The organism is Paenibacillus sp. WG02 (assembly GCF_055396115.1).
Genome location: NZ_AP036016.1, coordinates 2523672 through 2536558, shown reverse-complemented (window position 1 = coordinate 2536558; position 12887 = coordinate 2523672). Strand labels below are relative to the sequence as shown.

General features: G+C 41.5%; 11 protein-coding genes. 3 read left to right on the top strand and 8 right to left on the bottom strand.

Annotated elements, in window-relative coordinates; translation table 11 throughout:
- Positions 1 to 60: 60 nt before the first annotated feature.
- From ACBP55_RS11390 to ACBP55_RS11380, 3 genes are read left to right on the top strand one after another with little or no spacing between them, the layout of a single operon-like run.
- On the top strand, positions 61 to 987 hold the full coding sequence (locus ACBP55_RS11390) for an ABC transporter permease (RefSeq protein WP_464651602.1): 927 nt from the start codon (positions 61 to 63) through the stop codon (positions 985 to 987).
- Positions 988 to 1005: 18 nt separating this feature from the next.
- Positions 1006 to 1887: a carbohydrate ABC transporter permease gene (locus tag ACBP55_RS11385; protein ID WP_464651600.1), complete on the top strand. Its 882-nt coding sequence runs from the start codon at positions 1006 to 1008 to the stop codon at positions 1885 to 1887.
- A 59-nt stretch (positions 1888 to 1946) separates the two neighbouring features.
- Entirely contained in the window at positions 1947 to 3509 is a 1563-nt protein-coding gene (locus tag ACBP55_RS11380; RefSeq protein ID WP_464651598.1) for an ABC transporter substrate-binding protein, read from the top strand.
- A gap of 138 nt (positions 3510 to 3647) precedes the next feature.
- On the opposite strand, the gene ACBP55_RS11375 is transcribed toward ACBP55_RS11380, so the two are convergent.
- From ACBP55_RS11375 to ACBP55_RS11340, 8 genes are all read right to left on the bottom strand, one after another.
- Positions 3648 to 3935, bottom strand: coding sequence for a transporter (locus ACBP55_RS11375; RefSeq protein ID WP_464651596.1), 288 nt, complete (start codon positions 3933 to 3935; stop codon positions 3648 to 3650).
- A 193-nt stretch (positions 3936 to 4128) separates the two neighbouring features.
- Positions 4129 to 4956, bottom strand: coding sequence for a carbohydrate ABC transporter permease (locus ACBP55_RS11370; protein WP_464651594.1), 828 nt, complete (start codon positions 4954 to 4956; stop codon positions 4129 to 4131).
- Position 4957: 1 nt separating this feature from the next.
- Entirely contained in the window at positions 4958 to 5821 is an 864-nt protein-coding gene (locus ACBP55_RS11365) for a carbohydrate ABC transporter permease (protein ID WP_464651593.1), read from the bottom strand.
- Between the two features lie 72 nt (positions 5822 to 5893).
- Positions 5894 to 7231 (bottom strand): ABC transporter substrate-binding protein, encoded by a 1338-nt coding sequence (locus ACBP55_RS11360; RefSeq protein WP_464651592.1) that lies wholly within the window; start codon positions 7229 to 7231, stop codon positions 5894 to 5896.
- Positions 7232 to 7344: 113 nt separating this feature from the next.
- The gene (locus ACBP55_RS11355) at positions 7345 to 8928 is read right to left on the bottom strand and encodes a response regulator (RefSeq protein ID WP_464651590.1); all 1584 of its coding nucleotides are present in this window, start codon (positions 8926 to 8928) and stop codon (positions 7345 to 7347) included.
- Positions 8909 to 10636, bottom strand: coding sequence for a sensor histidine kinase (locus ACBP55_RS11350; protein ID WP_464651588.1), 1728 nt, complete (start codon positions 10634 to 10636; stop codon positions 8909 to 8911). Before ACBP55_RS11350 ends, ACBP55_RS11355 begins: the two co-directional genes overlap by 20 nt.
- Positions 10637 to 10721: 85 nt before the next feature.
- The gene (locus ACBP55_RS11345) at positions 10722 to 11612 is read right to left on the bottom strand and encodes a sugar phosphate isomerase/epimerase family protein (RefSeq protein ID WP_464651586.1); all 891 of its coding nucleotides are present in this window, start codon (positions 11610 to 11612) and stop codon (positions 10722 to 10724) included.
- A 19-nt stretch (positions 11613 to 11631) separates the two neighbouring features.
- A complete protein-coding gene (locus ACBP55_RS11340) occupies positions 11632 to 12873 on the bottom strand; it encodes an NAD(P)/FAD-dependent oxidoreductase (RefSeq protein ID WP_464651585.1) in 1242 nt (413 codons plus the stop codon).
- Positions 12874 to 12887 lie beyond the last annotated feature (14 nt).

The following is a 12887-nucleotide window of genomic DNA, read 5'->3' as shown; positions in this document are numbered from 1 at the left end:
GATTCTAAACAAAATGAGCCATATTGAAACCATAAACCAGACAATGACTAACATGAAGGAGTGAGACACTTGCAGCACAAAAAACAAAGACTGATGCAATCCAAAAAAAATTTCCAGATTACATTGCTAGCGTTGCCCGCTATCGTTGTTATTTTTATCTTCTCTTATATACCGATGGGCGGAATATTCATCGCTTTCAAAAACATCAATTATACGGATGGCATTTTCCGAAGCCCCTGGGTTGGATTTGAGAACTTCAAGTTCTTTTTCACCTCAAGTGATGCATGGATCGTCATCAGAAATACATTAGCGTACAATTTCATTTTTATCGTGGTCGGCACCTTTCTTTCCGTCGTGTTCGCCATTTTATTAAATGAAATTGTCAACAGAAGAGTCTTAAAAGCTTATCAAACCGTATTTTTCTTTCCATACTTCTTCTCCTGGATCATCGTCGCTTACATGGTTTACTCATTTATTGGACCTCATGGTATCGCTACTACATTCCTTGAACATATGGGGGTTCCATTCGAATTCTACACAGAAACTTGGATTTGGCCATTTTTCCTCACATTCATTAATATCTGGAAAGGGCTCGGTTATGTGAGCATTATCTTCTATGCTGGCATCATGGGCATCTCTCAAGAGTACTTCGAGGCCGCAGCAATCGATGGTGCATCCAAGCCCCAAATGATTCGCAACATCACAATTCCGCTGCTGATGCCTTTAATCACGATCATGACCCTTTTATCTATCGGCAAAATATTTTACTCCGATTTCGGATTATTTTTCTTTGTCCCCCGAGAAATCGGACAATTATTCCCTGTGACTCAAGTTATCGACACGTATGTGTACCGCATGTTGAAAGTGTCTGGCGATATTGGCATGTCATCTGCTGTCGGACTATTCCAGTCCCTTATGGGGTTTATCGTCGTCTTGCTCAGTAATTATGTGGTAAGAAAAGTAAACGAAGAAAATAAATTATTCTAGAGGTCGGGAGGCTCAGTCGTGACTATAAAGAGAAGGATTCCTCAGTTATTGATCCATGGTTTGTTTATCGTTTTCTGTCTTAGTTGCTTGATCCCGCTAGTGTCCATCATCTCCATTTCTGTAAGCAATGAGCCCGATATTGTTAAAAATGGATACAGCATATTTCCGCGTATATTCGATTTAAACGCCTACAGGTACGTTCTATACAATCCTATACAGATCTTGAATGCATTCAAGGTATCCATTCTTGTTTGTTTGGTAGGCACCTTTCTTTCTGTGTTAATCATGGCCGGCATTTCATATGCCATCTCTCGGGAAGATTATAAATTCAAAAATCCGTTAAGCTTCTACATTTTCTTTACAATGCTGTTTAACGGCGGATTAGTTCCGACTTACATGCTGATCAGTAATTTTCTTCATTTGAAAAATACGATTTGGGTGCTTATTCTCCCTTACTTAGCCATCCCTTGGTTTATTTTGATCTTAAGGTCCTTCATGCAAAAGATCCCTCTGAACATTATCGAATCGTGCATGATTGACGGTGCCAGCGAGTTCAGAATTTTCTTCCAGATCGTTCTGCCTCTCGCTAAGCCCGGGTTGGCCACGATAGCCTTATTTACCTTGCTGCAATATTGGAATGACTGGTGGTTAAGCTTACTATATATCGAGAAAGAATCTCTTGTCCCGCTGCAGTTCATGTTATATCGCATGATGAGCAACATCCAATATCTGACGAGCTCCAGCAATATGATGCCTCCGGGGATGAACAATATTGTCCTGCCGTCCGAGTCCGCTCGAATGGCCATGGCTATCCTGGCTGCTGGCCCTATGCTCCTCGTATTCCCGTTCTTTCAGAAGTATTTTGTCAAAGGGCTCACAGTTGGCGCTGTGAAAGGTTAGCTTAAATATGGATGATTCCATTTTAAGAATATAATTATAGTTTAAGGGAGGAAATAGACATGTTTCAACATCTTCGATTATCGAGAACAGGTGTCATCGCAACAACCGTACTTCTTGCTAGCAGTATGATCTTCTCTGCTTGCGGTTCCACTAGTTCAAGCACTACATCAAGTGCAACACCAGCCCCCTCCAGCAGTTCGGCGACCAGCGGCAAGACCGATTCGACGGCAGCGCTTCCAGAAGTGAAGCTCACTTGGTATGTCGGAGGAACCTTCCCGCAGCCTGAGCAAGATGCCGTGTTTGCAGAGGTAAACAAAGTTATTAAATCCAAAATCAATGCAACAGTCGATTTCAAGACTTTCAGCTTTGGCGAATTCGATCAGAAAATGCAAGTGGTGATCGCTTCCGGTGAACCCTATGATCTTACATTCACATCAAACTGGATGAATAACTACAGCCAGAACGTCGCAAAAGGAGCGTTCTTGCCACTGGATGATCTACTCGTTAAATATGCGCCCAAATCTTATGCATCCGTTCCGAAAACGTTCTGGGAAGCGACCAAAGTAAAGGGTAAGATTTACGGATTTGTCAACCAGCAGATCTCTGCCAGAACACCTGCTGTCGAATTCCCGAAGGAATTTGTTGATAAGTACAGTATCGACACGAAAGCACTGAGCGGCAAGTTGACCGTCGATAACTTAACGGCTCTTGAACCTATTCTTGAGAAAATTAAAAAAGATTATCCTGACAAAGCTTTCATTACAGGCTTAAACATGTACCAGGATGCGTTTGATTTCGAAACGATAGTCGGTATCAATGTCCCGGGAGCCGTTGCCTACTCGGACGACAGCCTCAAAGTAATCAATCAATACGAATCCCCTAGCGTTAAAAAGTTCGCCGCTATCATGAGGGACTGGAATGCGAAGGGCTACCTCAACTCCAAGGAACGTATTTCCAAGAAAAGTGACGAGTGGGCCGAGGCCAAAGCAGGAAAATGGTCTATTGATATCGGTGGCGCCTACAAGCCCGGAGGCGACGTTCTCGCTTCTAACTTAGGCGGAACTCCTTACGCTGGTATTCCTGCGGGAACTCCCCACTTGACAACCGGCGGTATTGTCGCCACAATGCATGCCATCAATCGCAATTCCAAGAATCCGGAGAGAGCGATGATGCTGCTTGAGCTTTTGAATACGGACAAAGACCTTTATAACTTGTTAAACTTCGGAATCAAAGATAAGCACTACAAGATCGACGCAGACGGATATATGGTTCCTGGAGACAATCAAAAAGGATATAACCCGCAGGTGCCTTGGATGTTTGCTACCAATTATCTGGCAAATGTAGAGAAAGGAATGCCTAAAACGGTATGGGAGGACACCAAGAAAATTAACGATTCCGCAATCCCTTCCAAATTACTGGGTTTTACATTCAATGCTGAGCCAGTGAAAGGTGAAATCGGCAAAGTAAGCGCTGTCTATGATGAATATTACAGATCTATAGATCTAGGTGTTACTACTGAAGATAAATATAATGAGTTTGTAGCCAAACTCAAAACAGCTGGCTCCGATAAAATTCTCGCCGAAATGCAAAAGCAGATAGATGCTTGGAAAGCTTCTAAGTAAGAATAAGTGGTTTTGAGATACGAAAAGAACACTTCGATGGAAGTGTTCTTTTACGCCTGGGACGTGTACCGGAAGCCTTAATCCGAATGGAGCACGGTGCCCCACAATCCGGCTTCTTCAGTAAGAATGGAATTTTGTTCAGTAAAGCGTAGGAATCGGAGGACACGCAACGGCATCAATGAATCTCGAATCGATACCGTCAAAATACCAATATGCTCCGCTCCATCTGTAACCTGCGACTCCTTCATGCCCTACATAAATCGGATAAAACCAAAATTGCTCTCCAGTTCTTAGCCAAAAATAGGTGTATTCAAAAATACAATCAATGGCATAGGAAACATCAGGTTTTGGCGGGACGAATGCTGGCGGGGGAGATTGTGGCATTTGTCTATGGGTTACTTCAAAATCCATTTGCGGTCTAAACATGACTGAAACACGCTCCTTTATTAAAGCATATATGATTCTATATTCAATCGTACTTCATGTTACGTAGGTGAATAACCATTTGACAGTACATTAGCCTAGTTATTGTGACTTTCACATCCCCCTGATTAATTTGGCGGATAGACGGAGCGATTGCCCTTCCCGAAATATGACAATTCAAAGTTCCATTTTTAGCCTACGTCTTCACTGTAATTTGCAAACCTTTAATAAAGTTTTTTTGCAGGAACAGGAACAGGAATATGGTTGGTATCGAGGTTATAACAATGCCTGACATCAGTGTCGTTATTCCAGTCGAGAAGTATAGGCCTTGCATGGCAGCTAGACCCGTCATAATAGGGCGAATGGTTTCGCTACGAGTTAATATCAGGCCGAATACCAAATCATTCCAAATGAATGTGAATTGAAATAAGAACAAGACAGTAACCGGTGGAATAATGAAGGGAACGATTATTTTTAGGAAAAGGCCAAAAGAGCTGAATCCATCCATTTGCGCTGCTTCTACATATTCGCGTGAGATGGTGGACATAAAATTTCGTAATAGAAAAACGCAAAATGGTATGCAAATGGCTGTATAAAATAAACACATACCAAAAAACGTATCGTAGATGCCTAATTTCTGATACCCTCTAAACAATGGAACTAAATACATCTGAAAAGGAAATATGGTTCCGCTATAGATTAATAAAAACCAAAAGAAAGAACCCTTCAGACGTAAAATAACCAACCCGTGTGCTGCGATAGCTGCGATAAATATACTGCAAAATGCGCCAATAACACCGTAAGTTAAGCTGTTTTTTAAATATTTGGTAAGCCCACCTACGACCAATGCTTCTTTAACATTTTGAAAAAAATGAAATGCTTTCGGCCAAGCCCATATACTCCCTTTGGTGAAATCAACCAAAGACTTCGTTGAATTCATCAAGACGAGCAACAAGGGGACTATCCACAGAATAGCTAAACATATAATAAAAATGTAAGTAAGCCATGTGATCGTTCGATTCATGCTACCCCTCCTCCACAATGGTTTTTCTTAAATAAAACCAAGAAGCACCTATGGATAATATCGTTAACAAAATTGAAATAGCCGCACCTTGACCGAAATGAAATAACATGAACGATTCGCGATACATGGTAACGGCAAGTGTTTCGGAGGAACGATAGGGTCCTCCCTGCGTCATGACCCAAATAATATCGAATATTTTGAAGCTGTTTACTAAAGATAAGCCTAGAACAACAATCGTTATTGGATTTAAAAGTGGCAGCGTTATGTAAAAGAACATGCGAAACCGATTGGCCCCATCAATTGCCGCCGCCTCGAACGGATCCTTCGGCAATGATCCTAAACCTACCAAGAACAACAGCATATTCGTACCCGTTCCCTGCCATACAGAAGCAGCAATCATAGCAAACGTATTGAAAATTGGCGTTAGCAACCAATTCCTCGTCCAAGATTCTAAACCGAGTTGAGTTAAAAGATAATTGAAACCGCTTGTTGAAAAAAGAAAGATCCAAATGACACCGACAACGGTCAATGACATCGCATAGGGCATATAAAATAAATTTTTAAAAAACCTTTGCCCCTTAATTTTCTGTAACAGCACACTAAGAAGAAGTCCCAGTCCGACCGGTAGGATTAATGATACAACGACCCAGATGAACGTATTCTTTAAGGAGGTTACATACGTCACATCGTTAAATACGGCCAAATAATTTTTCAAACCCACCCAATGAGCTGTTGTTAATCCATCCCAGTTCGTAAAACTGATCACGAATGTGTAGATTACCGAGGATATGAAAAAAGCACTGACCATGAGAGCAGCAGGTAATACATAAAGCAAGGCTTCCCCATTTTTCTTAAAATAGTTCATCGCAACACACTCCTAAAGATCCCCAAAATAAGTAGGGTTAAGAAGCTGTTAACTCCTTAACCCTTTTCCTATTTATTTGTGATCTGCCCAGTATTTATCTGCCTTAGCTTGAATGTTATTCAGCACTTCCATATAGGAATCAGGTTTGAGCATAAATCTGATAAATTCGCTTGAACCGTACTCTGAAAGCTCTGAAGGAGTAGTTTCCCAGTAACGAGTCACGACTTTATAATTATCTTTGGCAATTGAATCAGCGAGTACTTTGATGGTCGGGTCTGATGCCACAATATCTTTACGAGTTGGTATTCCGCCAAAAATTTCCAACATTTTTTCACTCGCATCTTTTTTAGTCATGGCAACAGCAGCTTTAATCGCATCATCGCGATTCTTCGCATTTTGCGAGACTAAAATCGGGGTAACTTCGGAGATAACAACTTTTCCAGCTTCCGGTTTAACAGGCGGCAATACAAAGGAACTGAAATCTGACTCGGCCTTCAGTCCTGCACCAGTTAAATAGCTTTCATACCAAGTGCCAACCAAAAACATACCAATCTGTCCTTTAGCAAAAGCAGGTGCAATTTCAGTATCCATTGCCATAGGTTTAGAGAAGTAGCCCTTATCGTACATCGATTTCCATAGTTTCATAACATCTACCGCTTCGGGGTCCGTATATTTCGCTTGACCAATGACCAGCTTATTATAGAAGTCAGGGTTAGAGTGAGCCATTAGATCCTCAAACCAGATAAATCCTTGCCAAGAGTCTTTAAGCGACGTCCCAAAAGGAGTAACGCCTTTTGCTTTAAGTGTGTCGCTAACTTTCATAAGTTCATCCCAGGTCGCAGGGACCTGTAAACCATTATCAGCGAACACCTTTTTATTATAGAATACCGTCCAATAATGAGCCGACGCAGGGATCCCGTATATTTTACCGTTCACGGTCAGTGGAGCCGCTAATGATGGCGAAACGCCATCGGCGATCATTCCCTTCCACTGCTCCGTCATATCGGCCAAGTTACCGCTGTCAGCGAGTTCTTTCAACTTATACCCGTTCCACCATTTAAACAAATCCGGTGCTTCCCGCGTTGTAAAGCCAACGCGCACAGCTGTTTGATACGATGTTGTATCCGTGAAGGGGACCCCTTCTAACGTTATATTGTCTGTTTTCTGAAGAGTCGGATTCGCATTTGTAATATAGTTACTCAGGCCAGGAAAATCGAAATAAAATTTAGCTTTAATCGGTTTGGCTTGTTCCGGTGCTTTCGTTGCATCTGGCGTTTTAGTTGCTGCTGCAGTCGTGCTCTCCGCCTTTGTACTTGCTGCTGGTTGAGTGGTTGAATTCGTTGAACAACCCATAACCGTTAAACTCAGCATCAATGGAACAGAGCTTAACAAAATCCTTTTTTTATTCATTGCGTTCCCCCCGTTTGAATAAGATGGATTCAATGACTTACACCTTTATTCTATATAGGTTGACAACCCGTTCCCATAGAGCAAATATTGTTTTTCTTGTAAAATTTATTGAACTACCGAGGATTCGATTTTCTAAACTCTTGCGGGGATAAGGAATGATATTTCTTGAATGCATTTGAAAAGTACGCTGCATCTTTGTATCCAATCATTTCAGCAATTTGGTACGTTTTATAATCTGAATCCAATAGCAGCCTTTTGGCTTCCTCCATACGGATTTCCGTTAAAACTTCGATAATGCTTTTCCCTGTTTTCCTTTTGAACATCACACTCAAGTAAGCGGAATTCATATAGATATGCTCTGATATAGACGTTAGCGTGATATTCTCCCTAAAGTGCTCCTTCATATATTTCATAACCTGATCTGAAGTTCGGCTTTCGATTTTCCCTTTTTTGGTATGAGTGCTGATCTCTTTCAGCATTTTCAAAATAGGATGCATTCTTGTATAGAATGAGTCCGAGTATTCAATAATTTCGATCTCAGATCCCAGTTGGGCGTAAGGGGATTCATCAACGAGTTTCTTAGCAAAATGTCTGAGCAGTGCGGGAAAAACCACTTTCAGTTCTTTTTCAATTGTATCTATGGATTCCCATGAAAGCTCCTCATTTTTGAGACTCTCATACCACTCTTTGAGTCGTTGCTGCACAATTTCAGCATCATCAAGTTCGAACAAATCAGCTAATGGATCAAGTAACCTCTTAACGGAACTAGTTTTAAAAGCGCTTACATTTTGATATAGTATGATTACGCTGCCATCGGAAATAAGCCGATATTTAAGAACCTTTTTTGCTTCTTTATAGCCATTCGATATACTCGCTAGCTCATGTAGGTTAGAAACTCCGATTGAAACAACCAGTTTAAAAAGTTCATTTATTTTCACTTGCATTTCCGAGCATAGCTTCAATAACGGATCCATCTCTCTGACATCAGTGCTCAACACGACAAGAAATTCTTCCTCATCATAGAAGCAAGGTGAATAGCCCATCATTTCCTCAATTACATTGTGTACAGCATATTTCATTAAGGTCCAATCGTTTTTCTCGTAATTTCGTTGAATACGCTGCTTGTCTTCAAATTGAATGACAATTACGAAATAATGGGTCGCACGCAAAGCAATGCCGATCTGCTCTGCCTCCGCAATGAGGGAATCAATCTGCGGTATTCTAATTCGATGGATGAATTTCCTCAAAAATTCATGTCGAATGAAGTATTGATTTTGATTTAATATCCCCTTCTGTCTCAAAGCAGCCACAATCTTAGCTTGGTCAGTGATAATATCTTGACTTATTTTGTCCAAAAGTTCATAGAGCTCGCTATAAATAAATGGTTTCAACAAGTAATCCATACAGTTTAATTTCATCGCCTGCCTTGCATATACAAAATCATCGTAACCACTAAGAATAATGGACCGGATTTCCGGGTACAAAAGAGCCACTTCTCCAAGCAGTTGCAGTCCATCCTTTTTCGGCATTCTAATGTCGGTAATAATTAAATCAATGCCGATATAAGACAACTGCTCTAGCGCATCCTCGCCATCTGCTGATGAAGCAACAACGGAACATGGTAATTTCATTCGTTCAATCATATTGATTAAACCTTGCCGTAACAGTTCTTCATCCTCAACCACCAAGATTCTCATTTGTATGCCTCCTTGGTAATTCTATGCGTATCCGTGATCCAATTCCTTCCTCGCTCATCATTTCGAATACAAATCTCTCTTCATAGGAAAGCGAAATCCGATCATAGACATTTTTCAAACCGATTCCATAATTAGATTTATTGTCTACAATTGATCCCTTTAAATAACTTTTAAGAGCAGCCATTGTTTCCTGATTCATACCTACGCCGGTATCCTCAACTTGGATAATAAGACGATCATCACCTGTCGGGCCGGAAGACTCTATAATGGCTACTTTCACGATTCCATTTGTTCCTTTTGGTACAATGCCATGAAGAATAGCATTTTCTACTAAAGGCTGCAAAATAAGCCGAATAACGAGCCAATCTTTCACTTTCTCATCGAGTTGAAGTTCAAATTCAATTAATGGATATCGGAACTGCATCACGCGAAAATAAATGCCCAAATGATCGCATTCCTGAGATATTTGGACCCAATCCTGGTGATAGCCGATCGTGTATCTTAAAAATCTTCCTAATTGCGAAGCCATATCGGAAACTTTATAGCTTCCTTCCATTTCAGCTTGCATGGCAATTGCACTTAACGTGTTATAAAGAAAATGCGGGTTGATTTGCGACTGCAACGCGGCTATATCTGAACGTTTGCGCTTCTGCTCTGTTTCTGTCACATCCTGAATTAAACTATGAATTCGGTTAATCATTTTATTAAAACTACTCGATATATGTCCGATTTCATCATGGCGTTTAATTGAAATTACATCGATTTCAAAATTTCTTTTGACTGCGTCGAGCATTAGTTTACTTAGTTTCCTTAAAGGATTCGTTAGCTGGAAGCTTATTAAAAATACAATACACATTGTGATTAAAATGAAGAGAGCAATAATTAAATAGACCCATCTCTGGATTCGATCGATTGAATGAAACAAAACATCTTTATGTACGACACCGACGAGCTTCCAACCCGTTAAGGAAGAATTAAATGTGGCTTTAACCTGATTGGGAGCATCCCAACGTTGCCCGTTCCCTCCCTCCCGTTCACTTTGCCTGAATACAACTGTGTTGCCTTTGTCCAGAATGACAAAATCACCTTCTTTTAAAAAGACTTCATTCTGCTTCAGTGTAAGAAAATCTAATCGAAAAAATATTTGAATCGCCGCAATATTATGAAAGGTTGACGGACTTATAACTTTTCTTGAAACGGAGAACACGATGGTTCCGTCTTCTGTTTTTACTGGTGACCAAACGGCGCTTGCACCATGAAGTGCTTCTGTCTTTTGCAACCATTCCGTATCGTCAACAGTTACTAATTTTCCCAGATGAAATAAAGTGCCTGACTCATCAAGAAAATTCACGGCAACAATATTATTATCCATCTGAGTTAACATGGAAAGCCAACCGTTGATTTGTGAGATCTCTTCAATTGAGTACCCATACTTTCCTTCTTTATTAAACCGATGCCGATCAAAAATATCCATCAGTGTAACATCAAATTCTGGATTTTTGGTAACGCCATTTACTAAGTTAATATAACTATCCATGGTTTCCCCGGAATTTTTGGTTATACCCGTTAACCAAGTTGTTGCATCAGTAAGCATTTGATTTTTTATAATTGAAAATGTCAGCCAATTGAGCAATACAGATGGTACTAATACAGTCAATATAATGACAATTATAAGACGATATTGAAATGGCAAGGGTTTTCGCAGCAAAACTAGTTCCCCTTTCTAGTTCCAATGACAATCGTTCAATACGAGAAATTCATGTAGCATTAAAAGAGAGTTAGCAAAAATATCGCTAACTCTCATGTGCTTTCTTCCACTGCTCTTCGATAATTTGCTTAAATAGTAACGCTTGCTGCCAGCGATCAGAGACTTCATGTTCTTGTCCATGCTCATCTCGGCGAGTGATCCCGTAATAGTTGGGCGGTCCAAGCTCTGAGCAGAACGGGAACAAATCCCCGGGCTTCGCTTGTTTGAGCCAATGCACCATTCCTTTACGCCACCAGCGTGTAAAATGCTCCAGCATAGGATGATCGCCATCCACACCTACATCTACCTGTATCTGTTCGCCACTCGAAACACGGCCATGGATACCAGCGGACCGATCTAGAATCTTATCGAAGTGAGCTTCCACGTTCTCATTAGTTCCTAGGATTTCACCTGCTACTACATAATGCGATAAGTCGATCATGAGTCTAAGTTCCGGAAGAGCTTCTACATATCCTGCGGTGCGGATCAAATCTTGCGTGACTGTCCCTCTGTGGGTCTCGATAAAGTGTGGAATCTTGGATTCCTCGGATACTTTTAACAAGCCATCAAGTAAATGAATCGCTTCTTGATCAATGACGAAGGAATTCGACACCTGCGAGTTAATATATTGAACTCTGCCAAATTCATTAGCATGCTTAATGATATCAATCATATCTTGTGGTTTAGCAGGGTACGCAATGGCACTGAAGCTCAGCTTATAGCGGTCAAGTAAACGGTGCCAGGTATCCATATTTTCATGTGAAGGCAACAAATAACTCACACCTTCAAATCCTGCTTCAGCGATTTTCTCGAATTTCTGCTCTAAAGACCACTCTTTGCCATTCTCCCCTAGCCCATCCATTCCCCATATGGCTTGTTGTACATGCAGTCTGGGTGGATGTACAGTCCCATCATTAATTCGATTCCAATGGCTCATGCTTATCTCCTTAAAATGATTATTCAGAATTCAAAAGCGCCTTTAATTTCACAACCGGATTTTCTAAGTCTTTAGGATCTAGTACCGCTTGTTTGTGAATGAGCATTTCCGCAAGACGAATATCCTTGGCAATTTTAGAGTTTAAGCCCACGGCGCTTGCCGCAACCAAATGACCTTTGTCCGACAGATGAAAGAAAAACTTGTCGGACTCACTCAAATTTCTGACCACTGTTTTCACGCCACAATCCGGCAATCCAGTGACTTGTAAGGTTTGATCATATTGATCCGACCAGAACCATGGGATATCTAGATAAGGTTTAGTGGCGCCTAGCATGTTATGCGCTGCAAGCGTTCCTTGATCTTGCGCATTACGCCAAGCCTCAAGTCGAATACGCTTCCCTCCAAAGAGACTATGCGGAAAAGAACAGCAGTCACCCGCCGCAAAAATATCGGAGTCAGCTGTTGCGAGTCTTTCATCCACCCATATGCCATTATCGACTGTAAGTCCGCTTTGAACAGCTAATGATGTTTCAGGAATAGCACCGATTCCTACGACAACCGTGTCGCAATGGATGACAGTTCCATCAACCAGTGTAATCGAATGTCCATCCTCCGTTTTATCGATGTGCCCAATCCCTACCCCAAGTTTAAACTCGACACCTGCTTTGCGATGACGTGCCTCTACAATGTTCGCAATTTCCTCAGGAACTCCCCGCATCAGAATGCGTGGTCCAACCTCAATAACGGCAACCGAACAACCCTTTTCCCGCGCGCTTGCCGCTACTTCAAGACCAATAAAGCCAGCCCCTATTACAGCAATGTGCTTTCCTGATTGAAATCTTGAGCGTAGTACAAGCGAGTCAGCGAATGTCCGGAGATATAAAAAATCCGTGGTATCGGAGCCTTCCATGTTCAATCGACGTGGATAGGCTCCTGTGGCAAGCAAGAGCCTCTCATACCTTATTTGCTGCCCATTGCTAAGTTCTGTTACATGTTGATCCCGATCAATCTTTACAACCGTGCTATCCGTGATTAACTGAATGTTGTACTGTGATTGCTTAGCATCGTCAAGGATAGTCTTTGGTGTGGGCTCGTCTTCACCCACCAATGAGCTTTTGGAAAGCGGCGGTCGTTCATAAGGCGCCAGTTTTTCTTTTCCTATTAGCGTGATCGGCCCACTCCAACCCTCCATTCGCAGCTCCACAGCTGCTCGCGCACCAGCTTCACCTGCACCAACAATAACCATTCCTAAGTCAGCCATCTTCTATTCTCTCC

Bases quoted from the DNA above. Each gene is read 5' to 3' on its own strand.
- ACBP55_RS11370 (WP_464651594.1), bottom strand. From the start codon at position 4,956: ATGAATCGAACGATCACATGGCTTACTTACATTTTTATTATATGTTTA.
- ACBP55_RS11355 (WP_464651590.1), bottom strand. From the start codon at position 8,928: ATGAGAATCTTGGTGGTTGAGGATGAAGAACTGTTACGGCAAGGTTTA.
- ACBP55_RS11360 (WP_464651592.1), bottom strand. From the start codon at position 7,231: ATGAATAAAAAAAGGATTTTGTTAAGCTCTGTTCCATTGATGCTGAGT.
- ACBP55_RS11340 (WP_464651585.1), bottom strand. From the start codon at position 12,873: ATGGCTGACTTAGGAATGGTTATTGTTGGTGCAGGTGAAGCTGGTGCG.
- ACBP55_RS11345 (WP_464651586.1), bottom strand. From the start codon at position 11,612: ATGAGCCATTGGAATCGAATTAATGATGGGACTGTACATCCACCCAGA.
- ACBP55_RS11365 (WP_464651593.1), bottom strand. From the start codon at position 5,821: ATGAACTATTTTAAGAAAAATGGGGAAGCCTTGCTTTATGTATTACCT.
- ACBP55_RS11375 (WP_464651596.1), bottom strand. From the start codon at position 3,935: ATGTTTAGACCGCAAATGGATTTTGAAGTAACCCATAGACAAATGCCA.
- ACBP55_RS11380 (WP_464651598.1), top strand. From the start codon at position 1,947: ATGTTTCAACATCTTCGATTATCGAGAACAGGTGTCATCGCAACAACC.